The 22,564-nt window shown below is 33.8% G+C and carries 18 protein-coding genes; 12 read left to right on the plus strand and 6 right to left on the minus strand.

Annotated elements, in window-relative coordinates; translation table 11 throughout:
* Positions 1–162: 162 nt before the first annotated feature.
* The 3 genes from ASD98_RS21680 to ASD98_RS21690 all read right to left on the minus strand — a co-directional run bounded on the left by ASD98_RS21680 (position 163) and on the right by ASD98_RS21690 (position 3,160).
* Complete coding sequence (locus ASD98_RS21680; protein WP_056208719.1) at positions 163–1,302, minus strand: ATP-binding protein; 1,140 nt, start codon at positions 1,300–1,302, stop codon at positions 163–165.
* 101 nt (positions 1,303–1,403) lie between these two features.
* The gene (locus tag ASD98_RS21685; RefSeq protein ID WP_056208722.1) at positions 1,404–2,156 is read right to left on the minus strand and encodes an SDR family NAD(P)-dependent oxidoreductase; all 753 of its coding nucleotides are present in this window, start codon (positions 2,154–2,156) and stop codon (positions 1,404–1,406) included.
* 131 nt (positions 2,157–2,287) lie between these two features.
* The gene (locus ASD98_RS21690) at positions 2,288–3,160 is read right to left on the minus strand and encodes an aldo/keto reductase family oxidoreductase (protein WP_056208725.1); all 873 of its coding nucleotides are present in this window, start codon (positions 3,158–3,160) and stop codon (positions 2,288–2,290) included.
* 212 nt (positions 3,161–3,372) lie between these two features.
* Between ASD98_RS21690 and ASD98_RS21695 the strand changes: the two genes are divergently transcribed.
* From ASD98_RS21695 to ASD98_RS21730, 8 genes are all read left to right on the plus strand, one after another.
* The gene (locus ASD98_RS21695; RefSeq protein ID WP_053473368.1) at positions 3,373–4,377 is read left to right on the plus strand and encodes a MoxR family ATPase; all 1,005 of its coding nucleotides are present in this window, start codon (positions 3,373–3,375) and stop codon (positions 4,375–4,377) included.
* A 143-nt stretch (positions 4,378–4,520) separates the two neighbouring features.
* Positions 4,521–5,384 carry a DUF58 domain-containing protein gene (locus tag ASD98_RS21700; protein ID WP_056208728.1) on the plus strand — a complete coding sequence of 288 codons (864 nt, stop codon included), beginning with the start codon at positions 4,521–4,523 and terminating at the stop codon, positions 5,382–5,384.
* 142 nt (positions 5,385–5,526) lie between these two features.
* The gene (locus tag ASD98_RS21705; protein WP_056208730.1) at positions 5,527–7,158 is read left to right on the plus strand and encodes a hypothetical protein; all 1,632 of its coding nucleotides are present in this window, start codon (positions 5,527–5,529) and stop codon (positions 7,156–7,158) included.
* Positions 7,158–8,162, plus strand: coding sequence for a VWA domain-containing protein (locus ASD98_RS21710; protein WP_056208733.1), 1,005 nt, complete (start codon positions 7,158–7,160; stop codon positions 8,160–8,162). The genes ASD98_RS21705 and ASD98_RS21710 overlap by 1 nt, the downstream gene beginning before the upstream one ends.
* Before the next feature lie 133 nt (positions 8,163–8,295).
* The gene (locus tag ASD98_RS21715; protein ID WP_056208737.1) at positions 8,296–9,324 is read left to right on the plus strand and encodes a VWA domain-containing protein; all 1,029 of its coding nucleotides are present in this window, start codon (positions 8,296–8,298) and stop codon (positions 9,322–9,324) included.
* Between the two features lie 42 nt (positions 9,325–9,366).
* Entirely contained in the window at positions 9,367–10,140 is a 774-nt protein-coding gene (locus ASD98_RS21720) for a tetratricopeptide repeat protein (RefSeq protein WP_056208740.1), read from the plus strand.
* 124 nt (positions 10,141–10,264) lie between these two features.
* Positions 10,265–12,019 (plus strand): BatD family protein, encoded by a 1,755-nt coding sequence (locus ASD98_RS21725; RefSeq protein WP_056208743.1) that lies wholly within the window; start codon positions 10,265–10,267, stop codon positions 12,017–12,019.
* Between the two features lie 60 nt (positions 12,020–12,079).
* Positions 12,080–12,826 (plus strand): tetratricopeptide repeat protein, encoded by a 747-nt coding sequence (locus ASD98_RS21730; protein ID WP_056208745.1) that lies wholly within the window; start codon positions 12,080–12,082, stop codon positions 12,824–12,826.
* Between the two features lie 82 nt (positions 12,827–12,908).
* Here ASD98_RS21730 and ASD98_RS21735 read toward each other — a convergent pair whose 3' ends face one another.
* The 3 genes from ASD98_RS21735 to ASD98_RS21745 form a co-directional block, all read right to left on the minus strand.
* The gene (locus ASD98_RS21735; protein ID WP_056208748.1) at positions 12,909–14,453 is read right to left on the minus strand and encodes a VWA domain-containing protein; all 1,545 of its coding nucleotides are present in this window, start codon (positions 14,451–14,453) and stop codon (positions 12,909–12,911) included.
* Positions 14,454–14,752: 299 nt separating this feature from the next.
* Positions 14,753–15,325 (minus strand): 5-formyltetrahydrofolate cyclo-ligase, encoded by a 573-nt coding sequence (locus ASD98_RS21740; RefSeq protein WP_056208751.1) that lies wholly within the window; start codon positions 15,323–15,325, stop codon positions 14,753–14,755.
* A complete protein-coding gene (locus ASD98_RS21745) occupies positions 15,312–16,292 on the minus strand; it encodes a succinylglutamate desuccinylase/aspartoacylase family protein (RefSeq protein ID WP_056208753.1) in 981 nt (326 codons plus the stop codon). The genes ASD98_RS21740 and ASD98_RS21745 overlap by 14 nt, the downstream gene beginning before the upstream one ends.
* Positions 16,293–16,428: 136 nt before the next feature.
* On the opposite strand from ASD98_RS21745, the gene uvrC reads away from it, so the two are divergent.
* The 4 genes from uvrC (at position 16,429) to ASD98_RS21765 (ending at position 22,517) form a co-directional block, all read left to right on the plus strand.
* Entirely contained in the window at positions 16,429–18,228 is a 1,800-nt protein-coding gene (gene uvrC, locus ASD98_RS21750; protein WP_056208756.1) for an excinuclease ABC subunit UvrC, read from the plus strand.
* A gap of 6 nt (positions 18,229–18,234) precedes the next feature.
* Positions 18,235–18,747: a hypothetical protein gene (locus ASD98_RS21755; protein WP_128414871.1), complete on the plus strand. Its 513-nt coding sequence runs from the start codon at positions 18,235–18,237 to the stop codon at positions 18,745–18,747.
* Between the two features lie 62 nt (positions 18,748–18,809).
* A complete protein-coding gene (locus ASD98_RS21760; protein ID WP_082577908.1) occupies positions 18,810–21,101 on the plus strand; it encodes a patatin-like phospholipase family protein in 2,292 nt (763 codons plus the stop codon).
* 258 nt (positions 21,102–21,359) lie between these two features.
* On the plus strand, positions 21,360–22,517 hold the full coding sequence (locus ASD98_RS21765) for a homogentisate 1,2-dioxygenase (protein ID WP_056208763.1): 1,158 nt from the start codon (positions 21,360–21,362) through the stop codon (positions 22,515–22,517).
* The last annotated feature ends 47 nt before the right edge of the window (positions 22,518–22,564 follow it).

A 22,564-nucleotide genomic window follows, 5' to 3' on the forward strand; every position in this document is an offset into this window, starting at 1 on the left:
TTAAATCTCGAAAGAAAATTTGGCTAAAGCCCTAATCCCTTTCAATTTTTAACCTCCAGATAAATCTGGAGGCAATTCAAAAAACCTTTGTGTTAGACGAATGCAGTACGTCTCTACGCAAAAAAACCTTTGAACCTTTGCCTCTCAGAACCTTTGAACCCTTTATTGAACATCATACTTCATTTTTCTCAAAACTCTCAAAGCTTCCTTAAAGGACAAATAAGCCTGCCCAAAAGGTTTTAAAAGTAATTTTGCATCGATTAATTTTTGCTTGGCATCATCAAAACCATTCAAATAACAAATCATAAATGTGGAAGGAAGATTTTCTAAATCATTTAATTCTCGGCCTGATAAAGAAATCCCTCTTTGCAATTTTTGGAGTAATGCAATATTTGCGTTATAAATATGAAACAACATTCGCTTATTGAATTCAGGCGGCTGAAAAAGCATTTTACGATCAATTTTATAATAACCATTATCAAAAAAGTGAATCGTTTGTTCTTCCAATGGATAATAACTTGTTTTATCATTTAATCCAAGCGGAACATATTCTGTAATTGTAAAAGTATCATCATCAAAAAAAATTGTAACCACATCCTGCGCCGAATAGAAAAGCTTAACCTGTTCATTAATCAACTCAATATCTACGCGGGATAAAAAGGTTTTATCTCTGGATTTTTTTGGAACTCCCGCCCAGCAGATTACAAACAATTCTTTAAAAACATTATATTTTGGCGACATATCTTTATGCCTGAAATTCATAAAATCAATTACGCCGTCCAGCGTATACTGAATACTGTTTCGGGAACTATTTTCAATCCCAATTACTGTTTCGGTATTCTGGTAATTTTTTTCGATTTCACCTTCAATTGGAATAGAGTTACTTCCTCGTCGCACAAAAACACTGTTGGCTAATATGGTGTGAATCCCTTTTTTAAAATAAGAAACCTGACTTTTAGGTTTAATGGTTACCAAACCAATTACTTTATCTTTTGGAAGATTTGGAAACGGGACGTTTTCGTATTGAATTTTTGGAGGATTTTCTAAGAATGCATTTACGAGATTCTGAATTCGGCTGTCATCGAAGAAATCATCGCCAACAATTTCGTTGTCCTGATCCTCTACCCCAACCACGATATAAGAATTATTCGCCGGATTTGAGTTTGAAAGTGCACAGATATGTTTTAAAAACTTTCCTTTTCCTTCTCGCGAATGTAGATTCAATTGCCTTTTTTTATCATAAAAACTGCTCTCGTCATTGTGAGCAAGTAAATTCTTTATCAAAAGGCGCTTATTAATCATTCTTTTTTAGATTATTAGACTAGCTTAGACAATTAGACTTCTTAGATTTTAACCTATAAACTTCAAATCTAAGAAGTCTAAGTTAGTCTAAAAAATCTAAGTTAGTCTCTTTTTACAATTGTCGATGATGCTTGCGCTGTACTCATCACAACTAAATCAGCGATATTTACATGATACGGTCTTGAAACTACAAAATGAATAATATCTGCAATGTCTTCTGCCTGAAGCGGATCAAATCCTTTGTAAACATTTGAGGCTCTTTCGGTATCTCCTTTAAAACGTACTTCGCTGAATTCTGTTGCCACCATTCCGGGATGAATTGCTCCAACTCTAATTCCGAATGGATTTAAATCGATTCGCATTCCTGCTGTAATCGCATCCACGGCATGTTTAGTGCCGCAATATACATTTCCGTTTGGATACACTTCTTTGGCTGCAGTCGAACCAATATTAATAATGTGTCCAGAATTTTTTGCTGTCATTTTCGGAATTACCGCTTTTGATACATACAAAAGTCCTTTTACATTAATATCAATCATGGCATCCCAATCATCTAAATCTCCTGTTTGAATCGGATCTAAACCGTGTGCATTTCCGGCATTATTAATCAAAACATCAATATCTGAAAATTCAGCAGGAAGAGAATCTATTTTTTCAAAGACTTCATTTTTATCACGAACATCAAAAGAAAGCGAATGAACTTCGGTAAAAACAGAAAGTTCTTTTTCTAATTCTTCTAAACGATCTTTACGTCTTCCGCAAAGAATAATTTTATAGTTGTTTTTAGCTAAAATCTGCGCAGATGCTTTTCCAATTCCGCTTGTAGCACCAGTAATTAAAACTGTTTTTTTCATTCTATATTTTTTGTTTTTTTGCCACAGATTAAAATGATTTAAATGATTTTTTTAATCTGTGTTAATCATTTTAATCTGTGGCAAAATATTTTAGTTAACTGAACACTTAAAACTGAATACTGTAAACTATTTTAAGCCACATCGTCACCCATACTTTCTGTCCAGATGGCAAACCAGTCTTCTTTATCCATTTCTAATTCAGCCGCTTTTACTAAAGATTGAATTCTGGCAACGTTAACTGTTCCTGCAATTGGAATAACTGCAGCCGGATGTTTTAAAATCCATGCCAATAAAAGTGTATCTGCACCTAAATGATACTTTTCTAATAAAGTTGAGAATAACTTTTTCAAACGACGTGTTTTCTTGGTATCTTCTCTAAAAACAGTTCCAAGCGGATTCCATGATAATGGACGAATTCCGTGTGTCTGCATATAATCTAAACTTCCGTCAACCATTGGTTCAAAATGAGTTGCAGAGAATTGTACCTGATTATAGCTTACTTCTGTTTTCTGACGAATTAGCTCTGTTTGAGAGCTTGTAAAATTCGAAAGTCCAAAATCAATAATTTTCCCTTCCGATTTTAATTTTTCAACGGCTTCTGCAATTTCATCTGCCTGCATTAACGGACTTGGTCTGTGCAGTAAAAATACATCAACATAATCTGTTTTTAGCTTCTTTAGAGATTCTTCAACAGACCAAATGATGTAATCTTTAGAATAATCGTAATGTTTGATTTTGTTATTACGGCTTTCTGTTACAAGCTGAATTCCACACTTCGTAATTAATTGTAATTTTTCGCGTGAAATTTTACTAGCTTTGAATGCTTTACCAAAATCGGCTTCGGTAGTATAATCACCGTAAATATCGGCGTGATCAAAAGTTGTGATTTTGTTTTCGATACAAATTTGTATCATGTTTTCCATTTCTTTTGGTGAAAGGTTTTTATCCCAAACACCCCAATTCATAGTACCTGAAATTATAGGCGATAATGCTGTTTTGCTCATGGTTATATTGAGTTATTTTTGCTAATAAATATGCTTTTGTAAAACATAATCACCAAAGTTCTTAAAAATATAAAAATAGATTCACAATTCGTCCTTAAAATTAGGTGATTGGTCGAAGTTTTAACCATTCTTTAACATCTTACTTCTTAAAAAATATTCAATTTGCACTCTCAAAAATTAGGTGTAAAAATCAAGGGTTTAAAAATATTTATATGGAAGAAAATACAACGACTTTAGACATTAGAGCGATAAATGAAAAAATTGAGAGAGAAAGTGCTTTTATAGACCTTCTTACAATGGAAATGAACAAAGTTATTGTGGGCCAGAAACATATGGTCGAACGTCTATTAATTGGTCTTTTGGGTCAGGGGCATATTCTACTTGAAGGAGTTCCTGGTTTAGCAAAAACTTTGGCCATTAATACTTTGTCACAAGCGGTTCAGGGTTCTTTCAGCCGTATCCAGTTTACACCGGATTTACTTCCTGCCGATGTTATCGGAACCATGATTTACAACATTAAAGCAAACGAATTCTCTATTAAAAAAGGGCCTATTTTTGCCAATTTCGTACTTGCCGATGAGATTAACCGTGCTCCGGCAAAGGTTCAATCAGCGTTATTAGAGGCAATGCAGGAAAAACAAGTTACTATTGGCGACACGACTTTCAAACTAGATCGTCCCTTTTTAGTTTTAGCAACACAAAACCCGGTTGAGCAAGAAGGAACTTATCAGCTTCCAGAAGCGCAAGTTGACCGTTTCATGCTGAAAACCGTAATTGATTATCCAAAAATCGATGAAGAACGTTTTGTAATTCGTCAAAACTTAAAGGGAAGCTACGAAAAAGTAAATGCCGTAGTTTCTGTAGAACAAATTTTACGTGCGCAAGAAGCGGTTCGTGAAGTTTATATGGATGAAAAAATCGAAAAATATATTCTGGATATCATTTTTGCTACGCGTTACCCAGAAAAATACAAATTAGCCGACTTAAAACCACTTATCAGTTTTGGAGCATCTCCTCGTGGAAGTATCAACTTAGCAAACGCTGCTAAATGTTATGCTTTCATCAAACGTCGTGGTTACGTAATTCCAGAAGATGTTCGTGCCGTTGTGCATGATGTATTACGTCACAGAGTTGGAATCACATATGAGGCTGAAGCCGAAAACATTACTTCTGTAGACATTATCAACAAAATCGTAAACGAGATTGAAGTACCTTAAAAAAAGTGCTCAGTGTTCAGGTTTTAGTATTCAGTCAACAAACTGATACTTTGATCCTTGAACACGAATAAAAGACAGAAAGAAATTTTAGAATTTGAACTTTAACTGAACACTTTCTAACTGATCACTGAACACTAACAAAAATGGATACAAAAGAGCTTTTAAAAAAAGTACGGAAAATAGAAATCAAAACCAAAAGACTGAGCAATCATATCTTTTCGGGTGAATACCATTCTTCATTTAAAGGGCGCGGGATGACTTTTAGCGAGGTGCGCCAATACCAATATGGCGATGATATTCGTAACATCGATTGGAATGTAACCGCACGCTACAACGAAGCCCACGTAAAAGTTTTTGAAGAAGAACGCGAATTAACCATGGTTTTAATGGTTGATATTTCGGGTTCTGAAGGTTTTGGTTCAAAAAGTCAGTTTAAAAAAGACATCGTAACAGAAATTGCTGCAACGATGGCTTTTTCGGCTACACAAAACAATGATAAGATTGGACTGATCTTATTTTCTGATAATGTCGAATTATACATTCCGCCAAAAAAAGGCCGTTCACACGTTTTGCGAATCATTCGTGAATTAATCGAATTTGAACCAAAAAGCCACAAAACAGATATCTCACAAGCCTTGAAATTTTTATCGGGAACTCAGAAAAAGAAAGCAATCGTTTTTGTGATTTCTGATTTCATGTCTCAGGATTACGAGCAGACTTTAAAAATCGCTTCTAAAAAACACGATATTACTGGTGTTCGCGTATATGATATCCGTGAAGAAAAAATCCCGAATTTAGGAATGGTAACCATGCTTGACGCCGAAACAGGAAAAATTCAATTGGTCGATACAAGTTCAAAAACGGTGAGAATGAATTACGAAAAACATTATCAGGAAAGAGTTAATTATTTCAAAGATATTTTTAGTAAATCTGGTGCCGGTGTTGTCAACACAAGAGTCGACGAAAATTATGTTACTAAATTATTAGGCTATTTCAAGTCACGATAAATATAATTTTAGATTGCAGATATTAGATTTTAGAATTTTTATCTGCTCTAATTATTCAAATAAAAAATCCGCTTAAATCTGTGTCATTCGTATTCCTGTTTTAAGCATTCATTTTAGACTAAAATCTGAAATCACAAATCAAATGAAATTAAAGTTTTACATATTTTTATTTTTGCTTTCTTCGGCTGTTTTTGCTCAAAAACAAGTCGAAACCAGCATTGATACCACCAAAAATAAAATTGGAGCCGAATTTAAGCTAACGCTTAAAACGGTTGTAAGCTCAAAATCTAAAGTTGTTTTTCCTAAACTAAAAAACATCGGACCTTTAGAAGTTATTCAGTCTTACCCTATTGATACGGTAAAGAAAAATGACACTTACGAATTAATCAAAAAATATGGCTTAACACAATTTGATTCTGGAAGATATGTAATTCCGAGTGTTCAAATTTTAATTGATAAAAAACCTTATTTCTCAGACTCAATTCGTGTAGAAGTTGCTAATGTAAAAGTTGATACTTTACAGCAAAAAATGTATGACATTAAAGATATTACCGCTGCTGATAGCGGTATTGGCGATTGGTGGAAATACGTTTTGGCCTTGATTATTATTTTAGCTATTGGTGCAGGAATTTATTGGTATGTTAAAAAACACCAGAAAAAGAAAATTGAAGAAGAAGTATATAAAACTCCTATTGAAAAAGCAACTAGTTTGCTAAACAATTTAGAGTCGAAAGAACTTGTACAAAAAGGAGAAATTAAAGAATACTATAGTGAACTAACAGATATTGCCCGTAACTATATTGAAGAAGCCATTCATATTCCTGCAATGGAAAGCACAACTTCTGAATTAATTCAGGCAATCAGAACTGCTTCAACTAAAAAGAAAATGACTTTAACGCCAGAAACAGTTGAGAATCTGGAACGTGTATTACGTCAGGCCGATTTAGTAAAATTTGCAAAATCTAAACCGTTAGAATTTGAAATTACAGATGACAGAAATAAAATTCAGAAAGTAATTTTAACGCTTGATAATGCAATCCCAACAGAAGTTCCGGCTGAAGAAGAAGATCAATTGCTAAACGAAGCGCAAAGACAAAAACAAATTCAGCTTCAATTAAAAAAACAAAGAAACAAACGAATTGCCATTACTGTTGGTTTAGTTGTATTTTTAATATTAGCAACTGCGACTTTCTTTATTGCAACAAAAGGTTTTACTTATGTAAAAGACAATATTATCGGGCATCCTACTAAAGAATTATTAGAAGGCGAATGGGTTAAAAGTGAATACGGAAATCCGGGCGTTATCATTGAAACTCCAAAAGTTTTAAAACGAATGGATGTACTTAAAGCACTTCCAAAAGAAACAATGGCGTTGATTAAGGAAATGCAGCTTTTTACATACGGAAGTATGATTGACAATTTTTATGTAGCAGTTTCAACCACTAAATTTAAAACTCCTACTGATATTGATTTACCTAAAGCTTTAGAAGGCGCTTTAAAAGTAATCGAGCTTCAAGGCGGTCAAAACATCATCGTTAAACAAGAAGATTTCCAAACCAATCAAGGTATTCAGGGTATAAAAGGTTATGGAACAATGACTGTTTTAAATCCAGCAAATAAAACGAGTGTAAAAGGTTATTATGAAATCCTGCTTTTTAAACAAGATCAGGGATTACAGCAAATCATCATCTTTCATGAAGAAGGTGATACGTATGCAAACGACATCACAACCCGAATTTTAAATTCTGTTGAACTTAAAAAAGCAAGTAAGTAATGAATAATCAGATCACTTTTTTAAATCCGGAATTCTTTTGGTTGTTTCTATTAATTCCAATCGCTATTGGCTGGTTTTTTTGGAAAAGAAATCAGCAGTCGGCTACATTAAAAATGAGTTCGACAGCAGGTTTTAAAAACAGCGAATCGTTATTGACCAAATTAAAACCTTGTTTATATCTTTTTAGGATTATTGCTTTAAGTTCACTGATTATTGCTTTAGCAAGACCAAGAACAGTCGACATTAGTAATCAGACTAAAACAACAAAAGGAATTGACATTGTAATAGCAATTGACGTTTCCGGAAGTATGCTCGCAAAAGATTTAAAGCCAAACCGTATGGAAGCTTTAAAAAGAGTTGCAGCTGATTTCGTTGAAGAAAGACCAAATGACAGAGTTGGTTTAGTTTTATACGCTTCTGAAGCTTATACAAAAACACCAGTTACAAGCGACAAACCTATTATTTTGGAAGCTATAAAAGGAATTAAATACGATACCGTTTTACAAGATGGTACGGGAATTGGAATGGGTTTGGCCACGGCAGTAAATCGTCTTAAAGACAGTAAAGCAAAAAGCAGGGTTGTTATTTTGATGACAGACGGTGTTAATAATGCCGGATTTATTGAGCCGGAAACTGCTGCTGATATTGCAAAACAATACGGAATAAAAGTATATACAATTGGTCTTGGAACTAACGGAATGGCAGAATCTCCATATGCTTATGCACCAAACGGAGGTTTTTTATTCAAAATGCAGAAAGTTGAAATTGATGAGCAGTTAATGAAAAATATTGCCCGCAAAACAGACGGAACGTACTTTAGAGCAACGAGTAACGATAGATTAGCTGAAATATACAATTCGATTAACAAATTAGAAACAACTGAAATCCAGGAATTAAAATTCTACGATTACGACGAAAAATACAGAGTTTTTGTTTTACTCGCAGCCTTTTTATTATTGTTGGAAGTTGGTTTAAGAAATACAGTTTACAGAAGCTTCATTTGATTTGAAAAATCAAAAAATTCCAATCAAAAAATTCCAAATAACAAATTGGAATTTGGAATTTTAAAATCAGCTTTTTAGACAAACAACAGAAATTGGAATTTGGAATTTAGATTTTTGGAATTTTAAAATATTTATGGAATTAGACGAAAAAAAATATTTATATCTCTTACTATTACTCCCAATCGTGGTGTGTATTTTCCTTTTCAACATGTATTGGAAAAGAAAAAAACAACGTGAATTTGGTGATTTAGAAATGGTGAAAAAACTGAGCCCGGAGCGATCTGTTTTTAAACCAGTATTAAAATTATCGATTTTGCTTTTGGCATTGGCGTGTTTAATTATTGGTTTAGTAAATCCGAAAATTGGAACAAAAATGGAGACTGTAAAACGTGAAGGAATTGATATCGTTTTTGCTGTCGACGTTTCTAAAAGTATGCTTGCCGAAGATGTGGCACCAAGCCGTTTAGAGAAAAGTAAACAATTAGTTTCTCAGATCATAAACTCATTAGGAAGTGACCGAATTGGTATCGTGGCTTATGCAGGAAGCGCCTTCCCGGTATTGCCTATTACGTCTGATTATAGTGTTGCAAAAATGTTCTTGCAAAGCATGAATCCTGATATGGTTTCATCACAAGGAACTTCTCTTGATGAAGCGATTAGATTATCAGCTAAATATTTTGATGAGAAAAGCAAAACAAGCAAACTTATAATCTTAATTTCTGATGGAGAAGATCATTCTGAAGGTGCTTCGGCAGCGGCAGAAGAAGCTAATAAACTAGGAATAAAAATCATTACGATTGGTGTTGGAACAGAAAGAGGAGGAACAATTCCGTTAAGAGAAAATGGTATCGTTAAAAGTTACCAGAAAGATCAAAACGGACAAACTGTTATTACAAAACTGAATCAGGAAGGATTAAAAACTCTTGCAACCAAAGGAAAGTATGTTTACGGCGGAAATACGAAAGAGGTTTTGGAATTCATTAAAAACGAATTAAACAAGATTCAGAAAACGGAATTTGAATCGACACAAATGGCCGATTTTCAATCGCAGTTTCAATGGTTTATTGGTTTTGGATTCCTGTTGCTTTTTGCAGATATCTTCCTTTTGGAAAGAAAAACAAATTGGATTAAAGAGTTGAATTTATTCAACGAAAAGAAATAAAGATTCCGCTCGAAATTCGGAACAAAAAATAAAAAAATTAGAATGAAAAATTTACTTCTTTATATTTTACTAACGCTTCCTTTTGCAGTTTCTGCTCAGGAAAAAGACAAGACATTGCCTGATGCCAATGAAGAATATAAGCAGAATAAATTTACTGATGCTGAAGCTAATTACAGAATTTCGGCTTCAAAATTTTCAAAACGTGCAGCCGGCTCTTATAATTTAGGAAACTCGATTTACAGACAAAATCAAGCTTCTGAAGCAAAATATGCTTACGCGAATGCGATAAAGGCTGCCAAAACAAGACCTGAAAAACACAAAGCTTTTCATAATCTTGGTAACGTTTTTATGAAGGAGAAAGATTATACTCAGGCCGTTGAAGCATATAAAGAAGCATTACGAAACGATCCTACAGACGAAGAAACACGTTACAACTATGCTTACGCTAAACAAAAACTAAAAGAAAATCCTCCTAAAAATAACGATAAGAACAAAGACAAGAATAAGGATAAAGATAAAGACAAGGATAAAAACAAAGATAAAGACAAGAACAAGGACAAAAACCAAGATAAGGACAAGGATAAAAAAGACGACAAAGGCGATAAGGACAAAGATAAAAACGACGGTAAAAATGATCCAAAGAAAGACGATAAGTCTGACAACAAAGGAGAACCTAAACCGCAGCCTGGAGGAATTTCAAAAGAGCGTGTTCAGAATTTATTAGATGCTGTAAACAACGAAGAAAAGAAAATCCAAGATAAAGTAAACGCACAAAAAATAAAAGGAAATCCTAAAAAACCAGAAAAAGACTGGTAGGATTTTAGGTTAATCATTTATTTGTTAATCGGTTTATTCGGCAAAACTGTAACAATAAAACAGTAAAAAAAACGATTAAACAAATTAACAATTAAACAGTTAAACAAAAACTGACTAACAATTAATGAAAAGATATTTAATTCTATTACTGCTCACTTTTCAAGGGCTGATGGCTCAAGTTCAATTTGAAGCCAGAGTAAGCAAAAACACGCTTGGACTTAACGAAAGACTTCGCATTGATTTCATTATGAATGTCGATGGCGATAATTTTGACCAGCCTGCATTTGAAGGATTTAAACTTGTAGCCGGACCAAGCCAGCAGATAAGCCAGTCTTGGGTAAACGGCCGAAGCTCTTTTCAAAAAATATATTCTTATATTTTACAGCCTGAAAAAAAAGGAACTGTTATTATTAAACAGGCTGCGATAGAATATAATGGCCAGGTTTATAAAACGTCTCCAATAAAGGTTACTGTTACTAATGCTGTTGCACAGGAAAGAGACCCTAATGACCCTAGACAACAAGGCGGTGGCTCTGGAAACGAATTATTACAATTAGTTGCAGAGGTTTCTAAAACAACTCCTTATGTAAATGAACCAATAACCGTTGTTTACAAGCTGTATTTTAACGAAATTGGTGTTACCGGATTTAGAGAACTTGCTAAACCAAAATACAATGATTTCTGGAATCAGAACATTGATGTCAAACAATTGGTAATGGAAGAAGGAAGTTATCAAGGTCAAAGATGTCATTATGTTGTTTTGAAGAAAGCAATTTTATATCCGCAAAAATCAGGAAGATTAACTATTCAACCATTTTCTCTAGATATTGGAGTGCAATTGCCAACAAATCGCCGCGATATGTTTGGTCAGATGATTATTGCTGAAGATAATAAAGTAGTAACAACGGGAGCCAGAACTATAAGCGTAAGACCGCTTCCTGAATCAGGCAAGCCGGAAGGCTTTACCGGAGCAGTTGGTAACTTTAGTTTTAGAGTTACACCATCGAGAACAACGCTAAAAAGCGGTGAAGGTCTGGACTTACTTGTAAGTGCTTCAGGTACAGGAAACATGAAATTGTTTACGCTGCCAAAACCTGTCGTACCAAATGCATTAGAAATGTATGATCCGGTTCACGATGAAAAAGTAACCACTTCATTGTCTGGAATGTCTGGAAAAATAACAGACAAATACACTATAATTCCGCAATACAAAGGAAAATATGCGATCAAACCAATGACGTTTTCTTATTTTGATTTGAGTACAGGTTCCTATAAAACAATAACTTCACCTGAAATTATGGTTGATGTTTTAGATGGTCCGACTTTAGCAGAAGCGAATCCTTCGACAGCGGCTAAAAACGTAATTACGAAAACAGAACAATTCAAATATATTAAGTCAAAAACTATTTTAGCAGCGGTTGCTAAAGATGATTTTTACGGTTCAGATTTGTATTATGCTTTATTGTTTTTCCCTTTTGCCATTATTCCAATTATAATTTTGGCGAAGAAGAAAAAAGAAGCAATTGACAGCGATGTAACCGGAAACAGAATTAGAATGAACAATAAACTTGCGAAGAAATATCTATCGCAGGCTAAAAAGCAGCTTAATAACAAAGAGGCTTTTTATATTGCTCTGGAAAAAGCAATGCATAATTTCTTAAAAGCAAAACTGCATATTGAAACATCAGAAATGAGTAAGGACAATATTCAGGAACTGCTTTTATCAAGAAATTCAAATCCAGAAACGGTTCAGAATTTTATTAATCTGACAGAAAACTGCGAATTTGCACGTTATGCTCCGGCATCAAGCGCTTCGATTCAGCAGGATTATGATAAAGCTGTTTTGATTATTTCAGAATTAGAAAAACAGATCGTTTGATTTTTAACTTAAAATCAAACCTGACAGGTTTAAAAACCTGTCGGGTTTAAAAAATTAATAATGAAAAATATATTATATCTCTTTTTACTAATCTCACAGGTTTTCTTTGCTCAAAGCAGCTTCGAAAAAGGAAATGCTTTGTACCAAAAGGGAGAATATCAGGAAGCTGTTCAGGTTTATGAGGATATTATTAAAGAAAATAAACAACAATCTGCAGAGTTGTATTTTAACTTGGCAAACAGTTATTATAAACTGAATAAAGTTGCTCCTTCTATTTATAATTATGAAAAAGCTTTGGTATTAAAACCAAACGATCCTGAAACTTTAAACAACTTAAAATTTGCCAAAAAACTAACAATTGATGAGATCAAAGAAGTGCCAAAAGTGGGTTTTGCAAAACTGATCCAGAACTTTACGGGCATTTTTGATTATAATCAATGGGCTAAGATTTCTGTTGCCATTGCTTTTGTGTTTTTGTTGAGTTTTATAGGTTACTATTTTTCACAGCTTACGGTTACAAAAAGAATTTATTTCATCGGAATGTTTATTCTATTGGTTGCTTTGGTTTTAAGTGTTTTTGCCGGAATGTCTGAAAAAGATCATTTTGACAACGATCGTCCTGCGATTGTTTTTGCTGAATTAAGCGAAGTTCGAAGCGAACCGCAAAAAGCGGGTTCAGCTATTATCCTGCTTCATGAAGGTGCAAAAGTTTATGTTATGGAAACGGTTGGAAAATGGAAAAAAATTGAATTAACAGACGGGACTGAAGGCTGGATCGATGCTTCGACAATTAAGGAAGTAAAATAAAAATTTCAAATATTTAAAATATAAAAATCCCAAATTCCAATGTTATGTTGGAATTTGGGATTTTACTTTTTTGGAATTTGATTTAGTTTACCGCATCAACTAATCTAACAAATTCTGCTCTGTAACCTTCATCATCATTTGCTAAACCAGATTTTGCTAATTTTCTAATGTCTGAAGTAGACGAATTACTAATGAATTTAGAGTCTCTCAATTTTAAACCAAACCAGGCAACAGCGGTTGTAAATTTAAAATCAGAAGAACTGCTGTCTAAAGAAACTTTCTTGTTTGGAATAGTATTTACGATTTCGATACTTTTATCACCATCAGGCTTTTTGTAACGGAATTTAATTGTAGCCAATTCATCGCTGTAATTAGTTTCATCAGTTTTTACTTTTGTGTATTTTAAATCAGATGGAACATAATCACTTTCAACACCAGTTGGAATAATTTCATAAAGAGCCGTAACGGTATGGCCACTGCCTAATTCTCCTGCATCGACTGCGTCATTTTTAAAATCTTCATCTTTTAATCTTCGGTTTTCGTAGCCTATTAATCGATACGCCTGAACATGTTTTGGGTTAAACTCAATCTGAATTTTCACATCTTTTGCAATCGCAAACATCGAACCTTTAAATTCTTTTCCTAAAAAACGATTTGCTTCCTGAATATTATCGATATACGAATAATTTCCGTTTCCTTTATCGGCAAGAATTTCCATTTTACTGTCTTTATAATTCCCCATTCCGAAACCTAAAACCGTTAGAAACACACCCGATTTTCTTTTCTCTTCAATCAGTTTTTCCATATCAGCATCAGTTGATGCACCAACATTAAAATCGCCGTCGGTTGCAATTACAACTCTGTTGTTTCCTTCTTTGATAAAGTTTTCCTGTGCTAATTTGTAGGCTAATTCAATTCCTTCGCCGCCGGCTGTACTTCCGCCCGCGCTTAGTTCATCAAAAGCATCCATAATTTCATCTTTATTATCTCCAGAAGTAGGCGATAAAACAACTCCGGCAGAACCTGCGTAAACCACAATCGAAACTTTATCTTGCGGACGAAGCTCTTTTACCAAAATCTTCATCGATTCTTTTAATAACGGCAGTTTATTAGGTTCATCCATAGAGCCCGAAACGTCAATTAAAAAAACAAGGTTTGAAGCAGGTAGATTTGTCATTGGAACATTTTTTCCCTGCAAACCTATTTTCAACAGCAGCGAATTTTTATTCCACGGACTTTCGCTTACTTCGGTATTAATAGAAAAAGGATTTGGGCCTTCTGGCTGCGGATATTTGTATTTAAAAAAGTTCATCATTTCTTCGATACGAACGGCATCTTTAGGAACTGGCTGGCCTTCGTTTATGAAACGGCGAATATTGGTATAAGATGCATTGTCGACATCTATAGAAAAAGTAGAAAGAGGGGATTTTTTTGGAGACTCAAAAGGATTTTCTTCAAGTCCGGCATAACTTTCAGTATTAGGATCTGAAATATTTTCTTCGGGAATTTCATCAGTCGTTGCAACAACGGTCATATCCATTGTTTCTACTGCTGAGGCATCTTGTTTTTTACAACCTGTCAAAACAAGGAAAAGGAATGCTAACAGATAAAATGGTTTATTTTTCATTTAAATAAATTTTTAGGAATTAATAATTGATTTCTTTTCTCAAATAATAACTAGCATTCCGGATGTACTAAGAAAATTATCTGCAATTTTCGGCAATCCAAATTTGATGCCAAGATTCCTAAAAGTTTATTGTGAAGAATATCACCATATAAGTGATATAAGAAAATTTAAGTTTGTTTATAATTGAATTACTATTTTGTTATAACATAAATATCCATCCCAGCATATCGACAAACGTTGCGTAGACGCACTGCTGCGCATCTCTACGATTTTGATTGTGAAAATATATATTGAAAAATTTATTGGAAATTATAAACCTTCTCAGGCGTAACGCAATAATCTAATTTTATATCAGATTCAAAAACGTCATCGATTTGATTTACGGATTCAAAAAATGAAAGACCAATTTTTATAGTTTCCGGTTTACAATCAGCAAGAAATTTATCGTAAAAACCTTTTCCGTAACCAATTCTGTTTCCAAAAACATCAAAAGCCAGAAGCGGTACAAAAATAACCTCAATATTTTGAGTCGGAACGGGAAGTCCGTTTACGGGTTCAGGAATATTATATTCGTTTTTTTTTATTTTGGTATTATCTGTCAATAAAAAATGAGCCATTTCTCTGGTTTCAAAATCACTTTTAGAAATCACAATTTCTTTATCTTTTCCAGAAAGTAAATGCAGAATAAATTCTGTATCGACTTCTTTTAGTTCAACAATTGGCAGAAAAACATGATAATACGTTTTGTCCCAAATTGGCAATTGAATTAAATTATTGGCTATAGCCAGACTTTTTTCTTCGATATCACTTTCTGAAAGTGCTGCCCGAAGATTTTTATATTGAAGCCGTAATTCTTTTTTACTCGTCGTCATTTACAGGAGAATTTTTAGATATGTGATAAATCGCATCGCCTTCGTAAACAATTGGCGAATGGTTGGCATTAATTACATATCCGTCGTGTGGTGCTTTAACCTTTTGCTCAAATTTTCCAAACGGATCAGTAATAATGGCTAAAATAGTTCCTTTGGTCACAAATTTTCCAACCATATTGTAATCATGGAGTAACCCGGAACATTTTGCACGAAGCCAGACTGAATATTTTATATAAATAGAAGATTCTAAAGCCGGTTCAACAACGTGTTTTGGATCAAGCATATTAAGATAATCCAGTAACCGCTTCACTCCTTTTACTCCTTCATTGGCAACAGCATCATTTATATCAAGCGATTTACCTCCTTCAAAAAGCAGCATTTTAATATTGGCTTTTTCGCAGGTATTTCTAAAAGAACCGCCAATATTTTTTGAATACAAAGTAAAGGGCGCACTAAAAATATCAGCCAGTAATTTCAATTCCATGTTGTTTTCGGTAATTCGAATCTGCGGAGCATTAAAACGGCTGGCGCCTCCAGCATGAAAATCGACAGCATAATCAATAATTGGCAAAATCTGCTCTACGATATGATAGGCAAATCGGCTTGCTAAAGAACCTTTTTTACTTCCCGGAAAAACCCGATTTAAATCACGGCCGTCAGGAAACTCACGAGATTTATTCACAAAACCGTACATATTGATAATCGGAATACAAATTATAGTTCCTCTTTCCGGACGGTTTATTTTTTTGCTGATGATTTGGCGAACAACTTCTACTCCGTTAATTTCGTCACCGTGAATTCCTGCCGAAAATAAAACAACCGGGCCTTCATGCTTGGAACGACGGACAATTACAGGAATATTAAGTTTTGTTGTAGTATGTAATCGCGCTATTTCGACGTTTATGGTTTTATGTTCTCCCGGCAAAATCGACTCGCCAAAAATAACAAGGGGCTTACTATTTTTCATGTAGAATTATAAAATCTAAATATAGAAATTATTCTTTTGATTTCGTAAATTTGAAACTAAATCACTGTTAAGCTTTTTTCAGGAATCGGAATGGTTTTTGAAATCACTTTTCAATTATCTTCAGAAACAAAACAGAATGTCAAAACCGTCCTTAGATCTACAAATTCTCACCTTGCCGGATAATCCCGGTGTGTATCAATATTATGATAAAGACGGGAAAATTTTATATGTAGGCAAAGCCAAAAATTTAAAAAAAAGGGTTTCTTCCTATTTCAATAAAATTCACGATACGGCCAAAACAAATGTTTTAGTTCGGAAAATCGTGACTATAAAACACATTGTTGTTCCAACAGAAACCGATGCGCTTTTATTAGAAAACAATTTAATCAAAACATTACAGCCAAGATATAATGTTTTACTGCGCGATGATAAAAGTTATCCCTGGATTTGTATTAAAAAAGAACCTTTTTCGAGAATATTTTTAACCCGAAGAATGGTCAAAGACGGGTCTGAATATTTTGGTCCGTATACCAATTTCAAAATGGTTTATACAATTCTGGATTTAATAAAAGAATTATATCCCTTAAGAACCTGCAATTACGATTTAAGCAAATCAAATATCGATTCGGGTAAATTTAAAGTTTGTCTGGAATATCATATTGGCAATTGCAAAGGCCCATGCGAGGGCATAGAATCCCTGGAAGATTACCAAAGGCAGGTTGATGCGATCCGTGAAATTCTGAAAGGAAATTTCAAAGAAAGCATGAAAGATTTTAAGCGATTAATGGTTCAATATGCACAAGATCTGCGTTTTGAAGAAGCGCAAAAAATCAAAGAAAAAATAGAAATTCTTGAGAACTACCAATCAAGATCAACAATTGTAAATCCGAAGATTACCAATATCGATGTGTTTTCTATAGTTTCAGATGAAAGTGCCGCTTATGTGAACTTTCTGCAAATATCTCACGGTTCGATTATTCGTTCCCATACTTTGGAAATTAAGAAAAAGCTGGACGAAAGCGACGAAGAATTATTAGAACTGGCGATTATAGAACTTCGGGAACGTTTTCAATTATTATCAAAAGAAATCATTGTTCCGTTTGAAATTGATTTGGGAGAAAAAATAAAAGTAACCGTTCCGCAGCTTGGAGATAAAAAACAGATTCTGGATTTATCGATTCGAAATGCAAAATTCTACCGAATCGAACAATTAAAACAATTACAAATTGTAGATCCAGATCGTCACGTTAATAGAATTATGGCGCAGATGCAGAAAGATTTGCGTCTTCCGTCTGAACCTCGACATATAGAATGTTTTGATAACTCGAATATTCAGGGTACAAATCCCGTTGCAGCCTGCGTAGTTTTTAAAGATGGGAAAGCAAGTAAAAAAGATTACCGTCATTTTAATGTAAAAACGGTTGAAGGTCCTGACGATTTTGCTTCGATGACCGAAATTGTGTACCGCCGTTACAAAAGATTATTGGATGAAAATGAACCTTTACCGCAATTAATAATTATTGATGGTGGAAAAGGACAATTGTCGGCAGCTTTAAAAAGCATTGATGAATTAGGTTTACGGGGCAAAATTGCCATTATAGGAATTGCAAAACGTCTCGAAGAACTTTTTTATCCAGGCGATTCAATTCCGTTATATCTGGATAAAAAATCAGAAACTTTAAAAGTAATTCAGCAGTTACGAAATGAAGCGCATCGATTCGGAATTACTTTTCACCGTGACAAACGAAGCAAAGCTGCTCTTAATTCGTCAGTAGAAAGTATTCCGGGAATTGGCGAAAAAACAATGCTCACGTTAATACAACATTTCAAAAGTGTTAAAAGATTAAAATTAGCCTCTGAAAAAGAAATATCAGAGGTAGTTGGAGTATCAAAAGCCAAAAAAATTGTCGAATTTTATCATCCAAAAGAAAATTAATTCATTTTGAAAAAAGGCTTTTTACATATTTGTTTATTGCTTGTTTTTTCTATTTCATATAGCCAAAATGAAATTTCGGTTGTACAAAAAGATAAAAGTGAATTTAAAGTAAGTTTTGAAGACGATTTTCAAACATTGAAAATAAAAAATTCTAAAACCAAACAAGTTCAAATCATTAATAATCTTGAAGCTTCCATTACAGGAAAATCTTCTCATTTAGAAATCAACGATTATAATTTTGACGGTTTTACAGATTTTGCTTCTTTTCATACTGATGACGGAATGGGAGTTTATACGATTTATGAGATTTTTATTTTTAATCCGAAGACAAAACAATTTGACAATTTAAATTTTCCGTCCAATTTTAGCCCTAAATGCGATATGTTTTGCGATGTAAAAATTGATAAAATTACAAAGACACTTACATCAAGCTGCAGAGGCGGTGCAAGAAATCATACGGATGTTTGGAAATACGATAAAAACAAAAAATTAATACTTTCAAAAACACAATCATATTAAGATAAATCTAATGTAAAGCCGAAAAAAATGCCGACTTTTACAAAACCAATTACTTATTTTTTATGCGCCTCAACAAGCTGTTAATTTCAAAAAACCAGTCAATAGGATTTTCTTCCGTTCCGAGAACTATCGGAACCATTTGGAGCGCGGCATTGTTGTTCTTTTCGTTTTTAATTCTTCCGGAAAATTCGTTTTCGCAAGTAAAACAAGACAGTGTAAAAAGACCTAAAATTGGTTTGGTTTTAAGCGGCGGCGGCGCCAAAGGTTTTGCGCATATTGGCGTTTTAAAAGTTTTGGAAGAGGCCGGAATCAAAATTGATTATATTGGGGGAACCAGTATGGGTTCTGTAATTGGTGGACTCTATGCTTCTGGCTACAACGCTGCACAGATTGATTCGATTTTCAAAAGAACCAATTTCGACGAATTAATAAACGATTATATACCGCGTTCCTCAAAAAACTTTTATGGTAAAAAAAATGATGAATTATATGCGATCGTTTTACCATTTAGTAATTTCAGAGTAGGCATTCCCGAAGCACTTTCAAAAGGAATGTACAATTATAATTTGTTGAGCAGTTTAACGAGAAACGTTCGTCATGTTCGTGATTTCAATAAATTACCAACTCCGTTTTTATGTATTGGAACCAATATTGAAACCGGTGAAGAAGTTTTACTTAATAAAGGAAATCTGGTTCAGGCCATGATGGCGAGTGCCGCTTTTCCTTCCCTGTTTACTCCGGTTGAAATCGACGGAAATTTATTAGTCGATGGCGGTGTTGTAAACAATTACCCAATTAAAGAAGTTCGTAATCTTGGTGCCGATATTATTATTGGTGTTGATGTACAGGATGATTTAATGAAACGAAAAAACCTGAAAAATGCTACTCGAATTTTGGTTCAGATAACCAATCTGCAATCCATAGATAAAATGAAAAACAAAATAAAGGATACCGATGTTTATATCAAACCGGATATTCGTGATTTTGGTGTAATTTCATTTGACAGAGGAGAAGAAATAATCCGAAAAGGTGAAGAAGCTGCTTTTGCAGTTTACGAAAAAATAAAATCATTGGTTAATGAAGACAATTTTTATAAAAAACCCAAATTAAAAATTGCTACAGATACTATTGAAATCAAGAAAATAAACAGTGACAGATTAGACAATTACACCAAAGAATATATTCGCGGTAAACTTCGTTTTAAACCCGGAAGCACGATTACATATGATGATCTGAAAACCGGAATAAACAATTTGAATGCAACTCAAAACTTTAGTACGATTTCGTATTGTTTACAGCCAAATGAAGGCCAGGATGATTTAGATTTGGTTTTAAAAGAAAATCCAACGCAGACTTTTTTAAAACTCGGACTTCATTATGACGGGCTTTACAAAAGTGCGGTTTTATTAAATCTTACTCATAAAAAAACATTTTTAAAAAATGATGTTACTTCGCTGGACATTATTTTGGGAGATAATTTTAGATACGATTTAAACTATTATGTCGAAAATGGTTTTAATATCAGCTTTGGTTTCCGTTCAAGATTAAATCAGTTTAACCGAAATGTGACAATGAGTTTGAGCGGACTGGTAGCAGAAAACCCAAATGTAAATTTGATCAATGTTGATTTCTTAGATTTAAGTAATCAGGCGTATTTTCAAACTATTTTTGTCCAAAAGTTTTTAATGGGCGGAGGTTTAGAATATAAATACCTTAAAATAAATTCGCCAACACTTTCAAATACAGAAAATATAATTGATAAAAGCAGTTATATTAGTGCGTTTGCTTATTTAAAATACGATTCATTCGACAGTAAAAGTTTCCCGCGTTCCGGATTGTATTTTTCTACAGATCTTCAAACTTATCTGGCATCTTCAGATTATACTAATAAGTTTACGCCATTCTCAATTGCAAAGGCAGAGATTGCTCTTGCCAAAACTGTATTCAGGAGAGCAACCGTTAAAATTGGAGCAGATGCCGGATTCAATATTGGCAGTGACAGCGTTCCTTTTTTCGATTTTATATTAGGAGGTTTTGGATACAACAAAATCAACAATTTCAATTATTTTTATGGTTATGATTTTTTAAGTATTGCCGGAAATAGTTTTATAAAAACGGATATTACTTTAGATTATGAAATTTTTAAAAAGAACCACGTGAATTTTTCGGCAAATTTTGCCAATCTTGGCGATGATATTTTCACTACTGTTGATTGGGTTTCAATGCCCAAATATTCTGGTTATGCTTTAGGTTATGGATTAGAAACTATTATTGGCCCAATCGAGGTCAAACAATCATGGTCTCCTGAAATGTCAAAAAGCTTTACCTGGTTCAGTATCGGATTTATGTTTTAATTCTGATTTTTTATAAATATTTTATGTTATAAATAATATAATATGTAATTTTGATCAATAAAAATTACGACATTTGTCATAATGAAAACAAATTGGACAGGTTTATTAGAGTATCTTCAATTTCTTATCAAGAGAAATCCTGAGTAATGCCTCTATCGAATTGAGATAATTAGTCAATTGAAAAGTTGAACTGGTTATTTACTATGCAATTCAAATTTTCGAATTATCTAATTTACAAATTATCTAATTGAAAAAGCCATGCCACTATATCATAAACTTGGGGATTTCCCTCAAAAAAGACACACCCAATTCGAAAAACCAAACGGCGGATTTTATTACGAACAGTTATTTGGAACAGAAGGTTTTCACGGACATTCGTCTCTATCTTATCATGTTCACAGACCAACGCAGGTTAAAGAAATTTTAAATTCTTATTCGGTTGAACCAAAAATTGCAATCGGAAAAAACATAAAGTCACTTCTTTTTAAAGGCTTCGAATTAAAACCGGAAAATGATTTTTTAGACAGCCGCAAAGCCATGTTAGTCAACAAAGACTGTATTATTGGATTGGCAGCTCCAAAAGAATCGCTTCGAAATTATTTCTACAAAAATGCCGATGCTGATGAAATGCTTTTCATTCATAAAGGAAAAGGAAAATTAAGAACCATGTTAGGAAATATTCCGTTTGAATATGGTGACTATTTGATTATTCCGCGTGGCATTATTTACCAAATCGAATTTGAAACGGATGAAAACCGACTATTTTACGTAGAATCTTATTCTCCATTTTATACTCCAAAACGATATAAAAACCAGTCTGGGCAGCATTTAGAACATTCTCCATTTTGTGAGCGTGATTTTATTTTGCCAAGCGAATTGGAAACACACGATGAAAAAGGTGATTTTTTAATTAAAATCAAAAAAGAAGGCATGATTCACGAAGTGGTTTATGCAACACATCCTTTTGACGTTGTGGGCTGGGACGGATATAATTTCCCATACGGATTTTCTATTCACAATTTCGAACCTATAACGGGACGTGTTCACCAACCGCCTCCGGTGCATCAAACATTTGAAACGGCAACTTTTGTCGTTTGCTCTTTCTGCCCCAGACTTTACGACTATCACCCGAAAGCGATTCCGGCGCCTTACAATCACAGCAATATAGATTCTGACGAAGTACTGTATTATGTAGATGGCGATTTTATGAGTCGTAATAATATTGAGCAGGGTCATATCACCTTACACCCAAAAGGAATTCCGCACGGTCCCGCACCAGGTGCGATGGAGCGCAGTATTGGTCACAAAGAAACCCAGGAATTAGCCGTTATGGTTGATACTTTCAGGCCTCTTATGGTTACAGAAGAAGCTATGGGTCTTGATGATGGGAAATACTACAAGTCTTGGACGGAGTAATTATTGGAATCGATCTAACCGCAAAGTCCGCAAGGATTTTACGGTTA

Source organism: Flavobacterium sp. Root186, from assembly GCF_001428525.1.
In the GTDB taxonomy this organism is placed as follows: domain Bacteria; phylum Bacteroidota; class Bacteroidia; order Flavobacteriales; family Flavobacteriaceae; genus Flavobacterium.

Excerpts from the sequence above, each read along its gene's own strand:
- ASD98_RS21680 (WP_056208719.1), bottom strand. The coding sequence starts at position 1,302 with ATGATTAATAAGCGCCTTTTGATAAAGAATTTACTTGCTCACAATGAC.
- ASD98_RS21685 (WP_056208722.1), bottom strand. The coding sequence starts at position 2,156 with ATGAAAAAAACAGTTTTAATTACTGGTGCTACAAGCGGAATTGGAAAA.
- ASD98_RS21690 (WP_056208725.1), bottom strand. The coding sequence starts at position 3,160 with ATGAGCAAAACAGCATTATCGCCTATAATTTCAGGTACTATGAATTGG.
- ASD98_RS21695 (WP_053473368.1), top strand. The coding sequence starts at position 3,373 with ATGGAAGAAAATACAACGACTTTAGACATTAGAGCGATAAATGAAAAA.
- ASD98_RS21700 (WP_056208728.1), top strand. The coding sequence starts at position 4,521 with ATGGATACAAAAGAGCTTTTAAAAAAAGTACGGAAAATAGAAATCAAA.
- ASD98_RS21705 (WP_056208730.1), top strand. The coding sequence starts at position 5,527 with ATGAAATTAAAGTTTTACATATTTTTATTTTTGCTTTCTTCGGCTGTT.
- ASD98_RS21710 (WP_056208733.1), top strand. The coding sequence starts at position 7,158 with ATGAATAATCAGATCACTTTTTTAAATCCGGAATTCTTTTGGTTGTTT.
- ASD98_RS21715 (WP_056208737.1), top strand. The coding sequence starts at position 8,296 with ATGGAATTAGACGAAAAAAAATATTTATATCTCTTACTATTACTCCCA.
- ASD98_RS21720 (WP_056208740.1), top strand. The coding sequence starts at position 9,367 with ATGAAAAATTTACTTCTTTATATTTTACTAACGCTTCCTTTTGCAGTT.
- ASD98_RS21725 (WP_056208743.1), top strand. The coding sequence starts at position 10,265 with ATGAAAAGATATTTAATTCTATTACTGCTCACTTTTCAAGGGCTGATG.
- ASD98_RS21730 (WP_056208745.1), top strand. The coding sequence starts at position 12,080 with ATGAAAAATATATTATATCTCTTTTTACTAATCTCACAGGTTTTCTTT.
- ASD98_RS21735 (WP_056208748.1), bottom strand. The coding sequence starts at position 14,453 with ATGAAAAATAAACCATTTTATCTGTTAGCATTCCTTTTCCTTGTTTTG.
- ASD98_RS21740 (WP_056208751.1), bottom strand. The coding sequence starts at position 15,325 with ATGACGACGAGTAAAAAAGAATTACGGCTTCAATATAAAAATCTTCGG.
- ASD98_RS21745 (WP_056208753.1), bottom strand. The coding sequence starts at position 16,292 with ATGAAAAATAGTAAGCCCCTTGTTATTTTTGGCGAGTCGATTTTGCCG.
- uvrC (WP_056208756.1), top strand. The coding sequence starts at position 16,429 with ATGTCAAAACCGTCCTTAGATCTACAAATTCTCACCTTGCCGGATAAT.
- ASD98_RS21760 (WP_082577908.1), top strand. The coding sequence starts at position 18,810 with ATGCGCCTCAACAAGCTGTTAATTTCAAAAAACCAGTCAATAGGATTT.
- ASD98_RS21765 (WP_056208763.1), top strand. The coding sequence starts at position 21,360 with ATGCCACTATATCATAAACTTGGGGATTTCCCTCAAAAAAGACACACC.